Source organism: Sphingomonas adhaesiva, assembly GCF_036946305.1.
Lineage (GTDB): Bacteria > Pseudomonadota > Alphaproteobacteria > Sphingomonadales > Sphingomonadaceae > Sphingomonas > Sphingomonas adhaesiva_B.
This window is the reverse complement of record NZ_JAQIJJ010000005.1, coordinates 125,735-140,336: the sequence shown is the minus strand read 5'-3', so window position 1 is coordinate 140,336 and position 14,602 is coordinate 125,735. Positions and strand designations below refer to the sequence as shown.

Genomic DNA, 14,602 nt, shown 5'->3' with positions numbered 1-14,602 from the left:
TCCGGTTATCCGCGGCGTGGGGGACAGGAGGAGGCAGCGATGCGTACCCGTTCCTGCAACACCCTGATCTTGCTGGCCCTTGCCGCCGGCGTGCCGCTGAGCCTGGGCACTGGTGCGCTGGCCGGCGAATATGCGGTGTCCGGGCTCAATCCGGTCTATACCGCCGGCTATGCGATGCCCGAGCGTGCGCTGGCGTCGGAGGACATGCTGTTCCCCAGCGATGCGGGCGACGGCATGCGCGTGGTTCCGGCCGCGGTGGCGTTCGATCCGCCGCAGGAGGCGCGGTTCGATGTGGCGCCCGATCTGACCTGATCCTTACTGCCGTCGCCCCAGCGTAGTCTGGGGCATTTGCGTGGTTGGCGTCGGGCTAGACCAGCAGAAGATCCCAGCTTTCGCTGGGATGACGGTTTGAGTGAGGAAGCGTCACCGTGCGGTGTTGTTCGCGCCGTGCTTTCCCGGTATCAGCGCGTCTCGGGCGATCCGCATCGGGTCGCCCTTGCTCTTTCAGGAGGAGACTGCCCCGTGTCCGTCGCCGCAACCGTTCCCGCGCTGATGCCCGTCTATCCGCGGTGCGACGTGCGACCGGTGCGAGGCGAGGGGGCGTACCTCTATGGCGAGCGCGGTGAGAAGTATCTCGACTTCGCCGCCGGCATCGCGGTCAACGCGCTGGGCCATGGCCATCCGGCGCTGGTGAAGGCGATCGCGGACCAGGCCGCGACGCTGATGCACGTCAGCAACCTGTACGGCAGCCCGCAGGGCGAGAAGTTCGCGCAGCGGCTGGTCGATGCGACCTTCGCCGATACGGTGTTCTTCACCAATTCGGGCGCGGAAGCCGTGGAGTGCGCGATCAAGACCGCGCGCCGCTATCACTATGCCAACGGCAATCCGGAGCGGCACGACCTCATCACCTTCGACACCGCTTTCCACGGACGGACGCTGGGCGCCATCTCGGCGACCAATCAGGCGAAGATGCGCGACGGGTTCGAGCCGCTGCTGCCCGGATTCAAATATGCGACGTTCAACGATCTGGAGGGCGCGCTCGCGCTGATCGACGGCAACACCGCGGGCTTCCTGGTCGAGCCGATCCAGGGCGAGGGCGGCATCCGCCCGGCGTCGATGGACTTCCTCCAGGGTCTGCGCAAGGCGTGCGACGAACACGGCCTGCTGCTGGTGCTGGACGAGGTGCAGGCGGGTTATGGCCGCACCGGCAAGCTGTTCGCGCACGAGCTGTACGGCATCGTGCCGGACATCATGGCGGTGGCCAAGGGCATCGGTGGCGGCTTCCCGCTGGGCGCCTGCCTCGCCACCGCGGAGGCGGCCAAGGGGATGGTGTTCGGCACGCACGGCTCCACTTATGGAGGCAACCCGCTGGCGATGGCGGCGGGCGAGGCGGTGCTGGACGTGATCCAGGGCGACGGCTTCCTCGACCATGTCACGCAGATGGGCGAGCGGCTGCGCTCCGCGCTGGAGCAGTTGATCCCCAACCACGATCATTTGTTCCATTCGGTGCGCGGGCATGGCCTGATGCTGGGCATCAAGCTGACCAGCGACAGCCGGCGGTTCGTGGCGCATTGCCGCGACAACCATGGGCTGCTGCTGGTGTCGGCGGGCGAGAATGTGGTGCGGATCCTGCCGCCGCTCAACATCGAGGAATCGCACGTCGCCGAGTTCATCGAGAAGCTGAGCGAGGCGGCGCGCGTGTACGTGCCCGTCGCGGACGAATAATCGATTTATCCTCCCCGCACGGGGAGGGGACCAGCCGCAGGCTGGTGGAGGGGGATCGCGGCAGGCGGATCGTTCGTGGCGATCCCCCTCCACCACTCGCTACGCGAGCGGTCCCCCTCCCCGCTCCGCGGGGAGGAGCTGATACCATGCGTCATTTCCTGAACCTGTCCGATGCCGGCGCGGACGCGATCGCCGCGATGCTGGCCGACGCGCTCGACCGCAAGCAGGCGCGTAGCCAGTGGCCCAAGGGGAAGGTCGACGCCGATGCGCCGCTCGCCGGTCGCGTGCTGGCGATGATCTTCGAGAAGAACTCCACCCGCACCCGCGTCAGCTTCGACATGGCGATCCGTCAGCTGGGCGGGCAGTCGATCGTGATGGAGGCGGGGCAGATGCAGCTCGGCCGTGGTGAGACGGTGGCAGACACCGCGCGCGTGCTGTCGGGTTATGTCGACGCGATCATGATCCGCACCGACGACCATGCCAAGGTGGAGGAGATGGCGCAGTATGCGACCGTCCCCGTCATCAACGGCCTGACCGATGCGTCGCACCCGTGCCAGATCATGGCCGACCTGCTGACGATCATCGAGCGCGGCAAGGCGCTGCCCGGGCTGAAGGTCGCGTGGCTGGGCGACGGCAACAACGTGCTCGCCTCGATCGTCGAGGCCGCCGGGCTGATGCAGTTCGACGTCGTCGCCGCCTGTCCGCAGGGGTTCCAGCCGGAGGAAGAGGCGATCGTGCGCGGCAACGGGCGCGCGCGCGTCGTGTCCGACCCGCGCGAGGCGGCGGCGGGGGCCGATGTGGTCGTCACCGACACCTGGATCTCGATGGGGCAGGCGCATGCCGAGACCAAGCTCGCGGCGATGATGCCCTATCAGGTCGATGCCGCGCTGATGGCGGCGGCGAAGCCCGATGCGGCGTTCCTCCACTGCCTGCCGGCGCACCGTGGCGAGGAAGTGACCGCGGAGGTGATCGACGGCCCGCAATCGCTGATCTGGGCCGAGGCGGAGAACCGGCTGCATGCGCAGAAGGCGGTGCTGCGCTGGTGCTTCGGGCAGATCGGTTGATCGCGGGCGGGGGCGCCACCACATGGTGCCTCGCCTGATTGTTCTTCGTCACCCCGGGCTTGACCCGGGGTCCCGCTTTTTCTGCGCCACGAGGTAGCGGGACCCCGGGTCAAGCCCGGGGTGACGTCTGTTGGCGGATGGACCTGACCGATGACCCATACGACCACTCCCGACCTCGCCAGCCCCGATTGGGACCGCGCCTTGGGCTTCACCATCCCGGATCGCCACGCGCGCGGGCGCGTGGTGCGGCTGGGGCCGGTGCTGGACACGATCCTGGCCGCGCACGCCTATCCCCCCGCGATCGAGCGGCTGCTGGCGGAGGCGCTGACGCTGACCGCGCTGATCGGCGCGACGCTGAAGGATCCGTCGGCACAGCTGACGATGCAGACGCAGACCGAGGCGGGCGTCGTCACCTTGCTGGTGTGCGACTATCGCGACGGTGAGGTGCGCGGCTACGTCCAGTATGACGCCGAGCGGCTGGCGCAGGCGCCCGCGGAGCCATCGCTGTTCGCATTGTTCGGCAAGGGCTATCTGGCGATCACCTTCGACCTCGCCTCGACCGGCGAGCGCTATCAGGGGATCGTGCCGCTCGACGGCGATACGCTGGCCGATGCGGCGCAGAGCTATTTCTATCAGTCGGAGCAGATCCCGACTTTGGTGCGCGTCGGCATGGCCAAGGATGCAGATGGGCGGTGCGTCGCAGGCGGGCTGCTGCTCCAGCATTTGCCCGAGGGCGAGGTGGGGCGCGAGCGGCTGCATACCCGGCTCGACCATCCCGAATGGGAGCATGTCGCGGCGCTGGGGCAGACGGTCGGGGCGGAGGAACTGACCGACGTCGCGCTGCCGCTGGAGACGCTGGTGTGGCGGCTGTTCAACGAAGAGAGCGAGGTGCGCGTGCTCGCCGCGCAGCCGATCGTGCGCGGGTGCCGCTGCACGATCGAGCACATCCGCTCGGTGCTGGCCAAGTTTCCGTCCGAGGAGCGGATGACGATGGCGGACGAAGCAGGGGTGATCGCGGTCGACTGCGCCTTCTGCGCGACGGTGTTTCCGCTGCGCGCGGAGGATTTGTCGCTGGAGGCGTCGTCGACGCGGCATTGAGCGGACTCGCGCTCCTGCGAACGCAGGAGCCCAGGGTACACGGTACAACGATCGTGAGTCTGCTTGACCCTGGGTTCCGGCGTTCGCCGGAACACGGAAGGCGGCCGTCATGCCGGGCTTGACCCGGCATCCATCGTTCAACGAACGCTGTGCGCGCGGTGAGATGGACCCCGGGTCGAGCCCGGGATGACGGGGTGAGTCACTCTTCGTCCAGCAGCGTCCACCCGCGCGGGCCGAGCATTTCGATCGGGCGGTAGCGGGTCTTGTAGGCCATGCGCGCCGACCCCTTCACCCAATAGCCGAGATAGACATAGGGCAGCGTCGCTTCCCGCGCGCGCGCGATGTGATCGAGGATGATGAAATTGCCCAGCCCCGGGCGCACGTCCTGATCGGTGTCGAAGAAGCTGTAGATCATCGACAGCCCGTCCGCCTGCCGGTCGGTGAGGCAGCAGCCGATCAGCCGCCCCGGCATCCCGCCGGTGCCCGGCTCGCGATATTCGACGATGACCGAATTGACCGGGGACTGTTCGACCATGTCGGCATAGTCCATCTCGTCCATGCCCACCATGCCGCCGCCGGGATGGCGCGTGGCGAGATAGCGGCGCAGCAGCTGATATTGTTCGTCGGTCGCCCAGGGGCGGCAGGCGGTCACCTCCAGATCGGCATGGCGGCGCATCAGCTTGCGCTGGGTGGCGTTGGGCTGGAATTGCGCGGCGATGACGCGGACCGAGACGCAGGCGGCGCAGCCCGCACAGCTGGGGCGATAGGCGACCGACTGGCTGCGGCGGAAGCCGATTCGCCCGAGCGCGTCGTTCAGCTCGGTCGCGTCGGGGCCGGACAGCTCGGTGAACACCTTCCGCTCCTGCCGGCCGGGCAGGTACGGGCAGGGCTGCGGGCTGGTGACGAAGAAGCGCGGAAACCGGAAGGGCGCTGTCACCGCCTGTTATCCCCTGTACGTGTCAGGCCGGCACGGTACGCCCCCCGCGCCGCCTTTTCCAGTGTTCGTACTGCCCCGCAACGGGTCAGGCGTGTTCCACCGTGCTGACCTCGAACCCGGCGGTGCGCAGCGCGGCGATCAACTGATCGAGATGCGCGCGATCGCGCGTCTCGCATTCGATGTCGGTGATCAGGCCCTTCGCCGGCAGCGTGGTGAAGACGCGCTGGTGATAGATTTCGATGATGTTGACGCGCTGCTGGTCGAACACGCGCGCGACGTTGAACAGCGCGCCCGGTTGATCCTGCAGCCGCAGCCGCAGCCGCGCCAGCCGGCCCGACCGCGCCAGATCGCGCAGCAGGACATTGGCGAGCAGCCGGGTGTCGATGTTGCCGCCGCACAGAACCACGCCGACCGTCTTCCCGCGGAACCGCTCCGGATGCGCGAACAGCGCGGCGAGGCCGGCGGCGCCGGCGCCCTCCACCACCGTCTTCTCGATCTGGAGCAGCAGGCTGACCGCCTCTTCCAGCGAGCGTTCGGAAACGAGGACGATGTCATCGACCAGCGCGCGCACCATCTGCGACGTGATGCCGCCCGGCTCCTTGACCGCGATCCCCTCCGCCAGCGTGTCGCCGGCGCAGGGGTGGTCGGTGCCGTTGATGCGGTTGTACATCGACGGATAGAGTTCCGCCTCCACGCCCACCACCTCGATCGCGCGATCCGCGGCGCGCGCGACGGTCGCCATGCCGGACACCAGCCCGCCGCCGCCGATCGGGACCACCAGCGTGTCGATGTCGGGCGCGTCGGCCAGCATCTCGACAGCGACCGTGCCTTGCCCGGCGATGACACGCGGATCGTCGAACGGATGGACGAAGGTGAAGCCGCGCTCCGCCTCCAGCGTGCGCGCATGCGCATAGGCGGCGTCGAACGTGTCGCCTTCCAGGATCACGGTGGCACCATGGCCCTGCGTCTGCACCACCTTCACGATCGGCGTGTTCTTCGGCATCACGATCGTGGCGGGCACGCCCAGCCGGTTGGCGTGATAGGCGAGGCCCTGCGCATGGTTGCCGGCCGAGGCGGCGATGACGCCCTTGGCGCGCGCCTCCGCGGAGAGTTGCAGCAGCGTGTTGAGCGCGCCGCGCTCCTTGTAGGCGGCGGTGAACTGGAGGTTTTCGAACTTCAGGTACACGGTGGCACCCGTCATCTGCGACAGCGTGCGGCTGATGAGGGTCGGCGTGCGCACGATCGCATCGCCGATCCGCGCGTGCGCGGCGCGCACGTCCTCGATCGACACGGGCAGGGCAGGGGCGGACGCAAGCTGAGTGGCCATCGCGCGGCACCTAGCCGATCGCGCGCGCGATAGGAACACCCGGACCCTAGCGGCCTGTCCCGGGAGGCTTTATCAGCCGTCCGCATGAAGATCGCATTCATCGGCACCGGGGTGATGGGCGCTCCCATGGCGCGGCATCTGGCGGCGGCGGGGCACGACGTCACCGTCTATAACCGCACGCGCGGCAAGGCGGAGGCGACGGGCCTCGCGGTGGCGGACACGCCCGCGGCGGCGGCCAACGGCGCGCAGGCGGTGGTCGCGTGCGTCGGCAACGATGCCGATCTGGAGCAGGTGACGCTGGGCGCCGACGGTGCCTTTGCCGCGATGGACGCGGGCGCGGTGTTCGTCGACCATACGACGGTGTCGGCGCGGATCGCGCGCCGGCTGGCGGAGGCACGCGATCTGGTGGTCGATGCCCCGGTATCGGGCGGGCAGGCGGGCGCCGAGGCGGGCAAGCTGTCGATCATGTGCGGCGGCAGCGAGGCGGCGATGGCGGCGGCACGCCCGGTGATGGAGGCTTATGCCGCGCGCATCGTCCATGTCGGCGCGGCGGGCGCGGGGCAGCAGACCAAGATGGTCAACCAGATCTGCATCGCGGGCGTGTTGCAGGGCGTGGCGGAGGGGCTGCGCTTCGCGCAGAAGAGCGACCTCGACCTCGATCGCGTGCTGGAGGCGATCTCCGGCGGCGCGGCGCAGAGCTGGCAGATGGTCAACCGCTGGCAGAGCATGGCGGAGGACCGTTTCGACTTCGGCTTCGCGATCGACTGGATGCGCAAGGATCTGGGGCTGGCGCTGGAGGAGGCGCGGGCGAACGGCGCGACGCTGCCGGTGACCGCGCTGGTGGACCAATTCTATGCCGAGGTGCAGGCGATGGGCGGCGCACGGCAGGATACCAGCGCGCTGGTGCGGCGGCTGGCGAAATAGCCTCGTCTTTTACGTCACCCCGGACTTGATCCGGGGTGACGCTTCTTCTGTGACGTGGCGGTAAAGCGGGACCCCGGATCAAGTCCGGGGTGACGGGTCGCGGATCTACCGCCCGATCGCGAACGCCGCGCGATAGTCCGGCTTCACCGTGGCCAGCAGCCTGGGCGTGACCGGCAGCGTCACCTCGTACATCCCTTCCGCATACGGCCCCGCGACATATTGATCGACCAGCAGTCCGATGCGGTCGATCGCGCGGCGGTCGGTGGAGCCGAGGATCAGCGTCGCCTCCGACACCTTGGGGCAATTGTCGAAGCCGGTGCTGCCGGAGGACCGCTTCACCGGGCCGCCACGGCGCTTCGCGCGCTCGATGTCGAGCCGGTCGCAGAAGGCGCGGCCGATCGCCGACTGGATCGCAGCGGAGGAGGCGAACACCGCGGTCGGCGCCAGCCGGCGCTGCGCGCGTTTGTCCCACAGCAGCGCCAGCGATCCGGTGCCGCCGTGCGCGCCGCCGGTGTAGGTGTAGAGGCTGCCCGACAGGCTGAGGAAGCGTGGCGTCTCGGTGACGACCGACCATCCCTTCTGGAAATCCCAGTCGCGATAGGGATAGCCGTCCTTCTTCGCATCGCGCTTCGCCTCGCGGACATCGGCGGCGAAGCGTGCGTACAGCGTCTTGCGATCCGCCTCCAGCCAGGCGCGCAACGGCGCGACGCGCGCCGCGGCGGGTGGATAGGCGTAGCTGAAGCCCGATGTCTCCGTCGTGGCCGGCGCCGCGATCGCGACCGCCGGCGTCAGCGTGGCCAGCAGCGTACACAGGTATCCGATCCGCATCTCAATCCTCTCGCCAACGAAACGCCATCGCCATATGGCGGGTCCATGTCCGCTTCCCAAGCTTTACGCCGCCTGACCGTCGCCATGTCGATGGTGCTGACGCCCGCACTGGCGCCATCGTCGGCAGGGGCCGATGCGCTGATCGACAACGTTCGCGGCATCACGCTGGACCGCGACCAGCGCGTGGTGCGGTTTCAGGCGATCGTGATCGACGCACAGGGCAAGGTGGTGCGGCTGGTCCCCGTCGGCGAACAGCCGCCCAAGCCGACGAAGAAGAACCCCGGTCCGCGCTACGACTGGCGCGCCGACATGAAGGGGCGGGTGGTGCTTCCGGGCATGATCGACGCGCACGGGCATGTCATCGATCAGGGGCTGGCGGCGCTGACGCTGGACCTGTCGGACACGCGCTCGCTGGCGGAGGCGCAGGCCAGGATCCGCGACTATGCGCGCGCCAATCCGGAGCGCGCATGGATCATCGGGCGCGGGTGGAATCAGGAGCAATGGGGGCTGGGCCGCTTCCCGACCGCGGCGGAACTGGACGCCGCGGTGGCCGACCGCCCGGTGTGGCTGGCGCGGGCGGACGGCCATGCCGGCTGGGCGAATACGGCCGCACTGAAGGCGGCGGGCGTCACCGCCGCGACCGCCGATCCGGCGGGCGGGCGCATCGAGAAGCCGCTGGGCGTGCTGGTCGACAATGCGCAGGCGCTGATGGAGCGCGCGGTGCCGAAGGTCAGCCCGAAGGATCGCACCGCCGCCTTCCTGAAGGCGCAGCAGATCCTGCTCGGCTATGGCGTGACCGCGGTGGCCGACATGGGGACGTCGATCGACGACTGGATGACCTATCGCCGGATGGGCGACCTCGGCGCGCTGCGCGTGCGGATCATGGCCTATGGCGGCGGCATCGACGCGGCGGTCGCGATCGGGGGGACCGGGCCGACGCCGTGGCTGTACGACGACCGGCTGCGGCTGGAGGGGGTGAAGCTGTACGCCGACGGCGCGCTGGGATCGCGCGGCGCGTGGCTGAAGGCGCCCTATGCCGATGCGCCGGGGCAGCGCGGCCTGGGCTTCCTGAGCGACGACCGGTTGCAGAATCTGATGAGCCGCGCGGCGATGGACGGCTATCAGGTGGCGGTCCATGCGATCGGCGACCGCGCCGACCAGCAGGTGCTGGACGCGATCGCGGAACTGTCGGCGACGTACAAGGGCGACCGGCGCTGGCGGATCGAACATGCGCAGGTGCTGGACCCGGCCGACATGGCGGCGTTCGGCCGCTATGGCATCATCGCGTCGATGCAGCCGACGCACCAGACCAGCGACCGCGTGATGGCGGAGGCGCGGCTGGGGCAGGCGCGGCTGGCGGGTGCCTATGCATGGCGGTCGGTGATGGCGGCGGGCGCGAAGCTGGCGTTCGGGTCCGACTTCCCGGTCGAGAAGCCCGATCCCTGGGCCGGCTGGGCGGCAGCGTTCACGCGGGAGGACGCGCAGGGTCAGCCGCCGGGCGGGTGGCAGCCGCAGGAGGCGGTGACGCGCGAACAGGCATGGTGGGGCTTCACCGGCGGAGCGAGCTACGCCGGGTTCGCGGAAGGCAAGTTCGGTATCCTGGCCCCCGGGCAGCGCGCCGACTTCATCGTCGTCGACCGCGATCCGCTCGCCGCGGCGCCGGCGGACCTGCGTCGGACCGCGGTGCAGGAGACGTGGATCGGCGGGCAGAAGGCGTGGGAGCGGAAATGACGCTGGTGGTCGTGGGGACGGTGCGGGTGCCGGTCGACCGGATCGCGGCGGCGCGTCCGGCGATGGACGCGATGGTGACGGCGAGCCGGGCGGAGGATGGGTGCCTCGATTATGCCTATGCGCAGGACATCGCCGATGCCGGGTTGATCCGGGTGACGGAGGTATGGCGCGATCGCGCCGCGCTGGATCGGCATGTCGCGAGCGCGCATCTGGCAGAATGGCGCGCGCATTGGCCGGCGTTGGGGATCGGCGAGAGGGACTTGCGGTTGTACGAGGCCGGCGAGGCGGAACGGTTCTAGCCCGTCTGAGCCCCTCCCCTGAAGGGGCGGGGCTTTAAAGTTGCGCCAGATCCTCCGGCGTGTTCGCGTTGGGGACGATGACACCGGGCATGATCGCCGGCACACCCACATCGTGCGCCCAGCGGCGGATCGACCGATTCCCGCCCGCCCGCAGATGCGCCGCCAGCACCGGTGCCAGCCGGACCGGCCATAGCCCCACCGTCGGCGCCTCCGCCGCATGCGCGCCGTCGCTCGCCAGCAGCGCCGCCACCAGCGCAGGCGGCAGCGTCGGTGTGTCGCATGCGGTGGTCAGCACCGCGTGGAACCCGCCGCGCACGGCATAGGCCAGCGCGCCGGCGATGCCGCCGAGCGGGCCGAGGTCGGGTGCGGGAAGATCCGGGGCCGTCGCGACCGGCGCGTCTGCACGGCCCACCACCACCAGCGCCGCGACATGCGGGCGCAGGCTGGCCAGCGCATGGTCGAGCAGCGTCGCCCGGCCCCAGGGCGCGAGCGCCTTGTCACGGCCGAAGCGGGTGGCGCGACCGCCCGCGAGGACGGCGCCGAGAAGACGGGTCATGGCGCCCTTGTCGCAGGCGCGCGCGCAAAGCGCAAAAACGGCTTCAACCGCCCCCCGCAAAGGAGGGGCGGTCGCCGCTGGTCAGGGCGTGGGGATCAGAGCGTGGTGAAGACCACGCCGACCACCAGCGCCTGAGCCGCGAGCACCAGCGCAGTGCTGGCGGCGGTTTCGAAGATACGCATCTGGGGTCTCCTGTCGTCGGAAGCGTCCGACACGGAGCCATGTACGGATCGTTACGCTGCGGCGCAACAAACGTGCGCAACAATCTTGCTTGCACAGGATGCAATCGTGCATGAGAGGTTAACGAAATTGCATGGGCCTCTTTCGGCCTTCGGTAATGCACGTTGGATAGAATCCCTCTTGTGCGCTGCCGCAAAACTGCAACTATCTGCGTCATCACTGGTTCAGATGCTCGTACCCGCGGCGGTCCGTACAGGATTGCTGCCCAAGCGAAGAGACCGGAATGAAGCAGTCGCCCGCCCTGCACGACGTCAGGCACATCGCGTTGATCGGCAACTACCTGCCGCGCAAATGCGGTATCGCGACGTTCACCACCGATACGCACAGCGCGTTGCGCGCTCGGTTCCCGGACCTGCGCGTCGACGTCTATGCGATGGACGACCATCCCGGGCGCTACGACTATCCCGAGGGCGTCACCGCCGCGATCCCGCACGACGATCGCGCCGCCTATATCGATGCGGCACGTGCGATCGAGGCGAGCGGCGCGCAGGCGCTGTGGTTGCAGCATGAATATGGCATCTATGGCGGCGAGGCGGGGGCGCATATTCTGGCGCTGCTCGACCGGCTGACGATCCCGGTCATCGTCACGCTGCATACCGTGCTGGAGAAGCCGAGCGTCGCGGAGCGCAATGTGCTGGAGGGCATCCTGCGCCGCGCTGCCAAGGTGATCGTGATGGCCGAGCGCGGCCGCGCGATCCTGGAGACGGTGTGGGGCGCCAGTCCGAAGTCGATCGCGGTGATCCCGCACGGGGTGCCGGATCGCGTCTTCGCCGATCCGGCGACGTTCAAGCCGCGCTTCGACTGGACCGGACGGCGCGTGATCCTGACGTTCGGGCTGCTGGCGCCGGGCAAGGGGATCGAGACGCTGATCGAGGCGATGCCCGCGGTCGTCGCGAAGCATCCCGATGCGATGTACGTGGTGCTGGGCGCGACGCACCCCAATCTGGTCGCGCACGAGGGCGAGCGTTATCGCGACTCGCTCAAGGCACAGGCCGAGGCGCTGGGCGTCGGCGGCAATGTCGCCTTCATCGACGCCTTCGTCGATCACGAGGATCTGATCGACTATCTCCAGGCGGCGGATATCTATGCCACGCCGTATCTGAACCCGGCACAGATCACGAGCGGGACGCTCAGCTATGCGGTCGGCGTCGGCAAGGCGGTGGTGTCCACCCCCTATGTCCATGCGACCGAGATACTGGCGGACGGGCACGGCGTGCTGGTCGACTTCCGCGACGCCGCCGCCTTCGCGCGCGAGATCAACGACCTGCTCGGCAGCGAGCGCAACATCGGCCGCCTGTCGGCACGCGCCTATGCCCGCGGGCGCACGATGATCTGGCCGCGCGTGGTGGAGAATGCCATGACCGAGATCGCCACCGCGATCGCGACCCAGCCGTCGCGCCTGCCCGCCGGACCCGCGGGCGAGACGAAGGTGCTGGCCCCCGATATCGCGGCCGTCGAGCGGATGAGCGACTCGACCGGGATGCTCCAGCATTCGATCTTCTCGATCCCCGATCGCCGCCACGGCTATTGCATCGATGACAATGCGCGCGCGCTGATCCTGATGAGTGCGATGCCGGGGCTGGATGCGGCGACGCGCGATCGCTGGACCAGCACCTATGCCTCGTTCGTGCAATATGCGTGGAACCCGGATGCGCGGCGGTTCCGCAACTTCATGAACTACGACCGGACGTGGTGCGAGGATGTGGGGTCGGAGGATTCGAACGGCCGCACCATCTGGGCGCTGGGCGTCACCGCGCGCGACGCGGCGGAGGCCAAGCATCGCGACTGGGCGACCGCGATGTTCGATTCGACTGCGACGCTCGCGCTGGAGCTGGAAAGCCCGCGCGCGCAGGCGTTCGCGATGCTGGGCGCGGCGGCGATGATCGAGGCGTCGCCGGGGCACCAGCTGGCGATGCAGATCCTGCGCCGCTTCCCCGACGAGCATCTGGCGCTGCTCGACGCCGCGCGCCGCCCGGCGTGGGGCTGGTTCGAGATCGTGCTCGCCTATGACAACGCCCGCCTGCCCGAAGCGATGATCCGCGCCGGCATGGCGCTGGACCGGCAGGACCTGGTCGCCTGCGGGCTCGACACGCTGGACTGGATCATCGCCAAGCAGACCGCGCCGGAAGGCCATTTCCGCGCGGTCGGCTCCGAGAGCTTCGGACGCGTCTATGCCGAGCCGCTGCCGTTCGACCAGCAGCCGCTGGAGGCGCAGGCGACGGTGGACGCCTGTTGCGCGGCGTTCGATGCGACCGGCGACGCGCGCTGGTTCGCGGAGGCGAAGCGCGCCTATGACTGGTATCTGGGGGTCAACGACCTCGACCTGCCATTGGCGACGCAGCGCGATGGCGGCTGTTTCGACGGATTGATGCCGACCGGGCTCAACCGCAACCAGGGTGCAGAGTCGATTCTCGCGCTGCAATTGGCGTCCTGCGCGATTTCGGGGCTTTCAAAGCGCGTGAAAAGCGTGGCAGGGACGGGACGCGCCGTCGCCTGACCGGCACATGGCGCGTTCGGGTACGACGTCAAAAAAAGGCGAGGCTGGTCCTTGGAGCTGTTCAACCACCGGCTGCGCTTGCATGCCGACCCGTCGCGCGTCGTGGTACGCCCGTTCCACATCGGCTGGATGGCGCCGCAGCCCGGCGGGATCAGCCGGTCGGAACGGCTGATCGCGGAGGTGCTCGACCTGCCGCCGCAGGCCGCGCGCGACCAGCTGGAACTGGTGCTCAAGGATTTCGAGGCGCGCCACTGGCAGACGCGGCGCGTCTTCATGACGCGCTATGACGAGATCGCCTCGGCGCACGGCCTCGACGGCAGCCGCATCTCGGACGAGAAGCGGCAGTTGATCGGCGCCTATTTCTGCCACGAATACAGCTATGCCGCCGCCGCGCTGATGAACCCCAGCGTGGTGGCGCACCCCGACCAGACGGGCATGGACGACGGCGCGCAGCGTATCCTGATGTCGCTGCGCGCGGTGGGGGAGGGGCATATCTCCTCGGTCGCCTTCCGCGAGGGGATCATCACCAGCGACAACGAGCTGAAGCTGGCGCCCGAGCCGCCGTTCGCGACCGCGACCGATGCGGTGGGCAGCGACGAGGGCGAGATGCCGTCCGGTCCCGTCACCGTCTATCGCCACCGCGACAGCACGCTGTCGGGCACGGTGATCTTCCCGATCACCGAGGCGCAGTCCAAGGGGCTGGAGGACCTGCGCCTCGTCCAGTTCGCGCATGGCGACGGGACGACCGAATGGCTGGGCACCTATACCGCCTATAACGGCAGCGCGATCCAGTCCGAGCTGATGCGCACCAAGGATTTCCGCGCGTTCGATCTGGTACCTATGACGGGCAGCGCGTCGCGCAACAAGGGCATCGCGCTGTTCCCGCGCAAGGTCGGCGACCAATATATCGCGATCGGCCGGCAGGACGGCGAGAACCTGTATTTGCTCAAGACCGACGACCTGACGCACTGGGACGATGGCGAGTTGATCCTGAAGCCCGTCTTCCCGTGGGAGTTCGTGCAGATCGGCAATTGCGGCCCGCCGATCGAGATCGACGAAGGCTGGCTGCTGCTGACCCATGGCGTCGGCGCGATGCGCAAATATTCGATCGGCGCGGCGCTGCTGGACAAGGACAATCCGGCGCGGGTCATCGGGCGCACGCGCTCGCCGATCCTCGCGGCGGCGGATCAGGACCGCGAGGGCTATGTGCCCAACGTGGTCTATACCTGCGGCGCGATGAAGCACGGCGACAAGCTGTTCATGCCCTATGGCATTGCCGACAGCTCGGTCGGCTTCGCGTTCGTCGAGATCCGCGAATTGCTGTCGAAGATGTGACGGCAGGGCGCCGGCGGTCCGGCGCCCCGAATGATGGTACG

The 14,602-nt window shown here is 68.9% G+C and carries 13 protein-coding genes; 9 read left to right on the top strand and 4 right to left on the bottom strand.

Going from position 1 to position 14,602, the window contains the following annotated elements; translation table 11 throughout:
* Positions 1-39: 39 nt before the first annotated feature.
* From PGN14_RS09765 to hslO, 4 genes are all read left to right on the top strand, one after another.
* Complete coding sequence (locus tag PGN14_RS09765; protein ID WP_335299324.1) at positions 40-312, top strand: hypothetical protein; 273 nt, start codon at positions 40-42, stop codon at positions 310-312.
* Between the two features lie 240 nt (positions 313-552).
* Positions 553-1,725 carry an aspartate aminotransferase family protein gene (locus PGN14_RS09760; RefSeq protein ID WP_335299495.1) on the top strand — a complete coding sequence of 391 codons (1,173 nt, stop codon included), beginning with the start codon at positions 553-555 and terminating at the stop codon, positions 1,723-1,725.
* Positions 1,726-1,871: 146 nt separating this feature from the next.
* Positions 1,872-2,789: an ornithine carbamoyltransferase gene (argF, locus tag PGN14_RS09755; RefSeq protein WP_335299323.1), complete on the top strand. Its 918-nt coding sequence runs from the start codon at positions 1,872-1,874 to the stop codon at positions 2,787-2,789.
* 150 nt (positions 2,790-2,939) lie between these two features.
* The gene (gene hslO / locus PGN14_RS09750; RefSeq protein ID WP_335299322.1) at positions 2,940-3,887 is read left to right on the top strand and encodes an Hsp33 family molecular chaperone HslO; all 948 of its coding nucleotides are present in this window, start codon (positions 2,940-2,942) and stop codon (positions 3,885-3,887) included.
* A gap of 199 nt (positions 3,888-4,086) precedes the next feature.
* Here hslO and PGN14_RS09745 read toward each other — a convergent pair whose 3' ends face one another.
* Both PGN14_RS09745 and PGN14_RS09740 read right to left on the bottom strand, forming a co-directional pair.
* Entirely contained in the window at positions 4,087-4,824 is a 738-nt protein-coding gene (locus PGN14_RS09745; RefSeq protein ID WP_335299321.1) for an arginyltransferase, read from the bottom strand.
* Between the two features lie 85 nt (positions 4,825-4,909).
* Positions 4,910-6,151: a threonine ammonia-lyase gene (locus tag PGN14_RS09740; protein WP_335299320.1), complete on the bottom strand. Its 1,242-nt coding sequence runs from the start codon at positions 6,149-6,151 to the stop codon at positions 4,910-4,912.
* A gap of 84 nt (positions 6,152-6,235) precedes the next feature.
* On the opposite strand from PGN14_RS09740, the gene PGN14_RS09735 reads away from it, so the two are divergent.
* Positions 6,236-7,075 (top strand): NAD(P)-dependent oxidoreductase, encoded by an 840-nt coding sequence (locus PGN14_RS09735; protein WP_335299319.1) that lies wholly within the window; start codon positions 6,236-6,238, stop codon positions 7,073-7,075.
* Between the two features lie 105 nt (positions 7,076-7,180).
* Here PGN14_RS09735 and PGN14_RS09730 read toward each other — a convergent pair whose 3' ends face one another.
* Positions 7,181-7,903 (bottom strand): DUF4163 domain-containing protein, encoded by a 723-nt coding sequence (locus PGN14_RS09730; RefSeq protein WP_335299318.1) that lies wholly within the window; start codon positions 7,901-7,903, stop codon positions 7,181-7,183.
* 45 nt (positions 7,904-7,948) lie between these two features.
* Between PGN14_RS09730 and PGN14_RS09725 the strand changes: the two genes are divergently transcribed.
* Together PGN14_RS09725 and PGN14_RS09720 are read left to right on the top strand one after the other, a co-directional pair.
* Positions 7,949-9,634 carry an amidohydrolase gene (locus tag PGN14_RS09725; protein ID WP_443019493.1) on the top strand — a complete coding sequence of 562 codons (1,686 nt, stop codon included), beginning with the start codon at positions 7,949-7,951 and terminating at the stop codon, positions 9,632-9,634.
* A complete protein-coding gene (locus PGN14_RS09720; protein WP_335299317.1) occupies positions 9,631-9,933 on the top strand; it encodes a putative quinol monooxygenase in 303 nt (100 codons plus the stop codon). Before PGN14_RS09725 ends, PGN14_RS09720 begins: the two co-directional genes overlap by 4 nt.
* 34 nt (positions 9,934-9,967) lie before the next feature.
* On the opposite strand, the gene PGN14_RS09715 is transcribed toward PGN14_RS09720, so the two are convergent.
* A complete protein-coding gene (locus PGN14_RS09715; protein WP_335299316.1) occupies positions 9,968-10,489 on the bottom strand; it encodes a molybdenum cofactor guanylyltransferase in 522 nt (173 codons plus the stop codon).
* A gap of 463 nt (positions 10,490-10,952) precedes the next feature.
* Here PGN14_RS09715 and PGN14_RS09710 point away from each other — a divergent pair, with 463 nt between their 5' ends.
* The gene (locus PGN14_RS09710) at positions 10,953-13,226 is read left to right on the top strand and encodes a glycosyltransferase family 4 protein (RefSeq protein WP_335299315.1); all 2,274 of its coding nucleotides are present in this window, start codon (positions 10,953-10,955) and stop codon (positions 13,224-13,226) included.
* A gap of 51 nt (positions 13,227-13,277) precedes the next feature.
* Positions 13,278-14,561 carry a glycoside hydrolase family 130 protein gene (locus PGN14_RS09705; protein ID WP_335299314.1) on the top strand — a complete coding sequence of 428 codons (1,284 nt, stop codon included), beginning with the start codon at positions 13,278-13,280 and terminating at the stop codon, positions 14,559-14,561.
* Positions 14,562-14,602: the final 41 nt, after the last annotated feature.

Coding starts and splice junctions, on each gene's coding strand:
- PGN14_RS09735 (WP_335299319.1), top strand. CDS start 6,236: ATGAAGATCGCATTCATCGGCACCGGGGTGATGGGCGCTCCCATGGCG.
- PGN14_RS09720 (WP_335299317.1), top strand. CDS start 9,631: ATGACGCTGGTGGTCGTGGGGACGGTGCGGGTGCCGGTCGACCGGATC.
- argF (WP_335299323.1), top strand. CDS start 1,872: ATGCGTCATTTCCTGAACCTGTCCGATGCCGGCGCGGACGCGATCGCC.
- PGN14_RS09730 (WP_335299318.1), bottom strand. CDS start 7,903: ATGCGGATCGGATACCTGTGTACGCTGCTGGCCACGCTGACGCCGGCG.
- PGN14_RS09740 (WP_335299320.1), bottom strand. CDS start 6,151: ATGGCCACTCAGCTTGCGTCCGCCCCTGCCCTGCCCGTGTCGATCGAG.
- PGN14_RS09765 (WP_335299324.1), top strand. CDS start 40: ATGCGTACCCGTTCCTGCAACACCCTGATCTTGCTGGCCCTTGCCGCC.
- hslO (WP_335299322.1), top strand. CDS start 2,940: ATGACCCATACGACCACTCCCGACCTCGCCAGCCCCGATTGGGACCGC.
- PGN14_RS09710 (WP_335299315.1), top strand. CDS start 10,953: ATGAAGCAGTCGCCCGCCCTGCACGACGTCAGGCACATCGCGTTGATC.
- PGN14_RS09715 (WP_335299316.1), bottom strand. CDS start 10,489: ATGACCCGTCTTCTCGGCGCCGTCCTCGCGGGCGGTCGCGCCACCCGC.
- PGN14_RS09760 (WP_335299495.1), top strand. CDS start 553: ATGCCCGTCTATCCGCGGTGCGACGTGCGACCGGTGCGAGGCGAGGGG.
- PGN14_RS09725 (WP_443019493.1), top strand. CDS start 7,949: ATGTCCGCTTCCCAAGCTTTACGCCGCCTGACCGTCGCCATGTCGATG.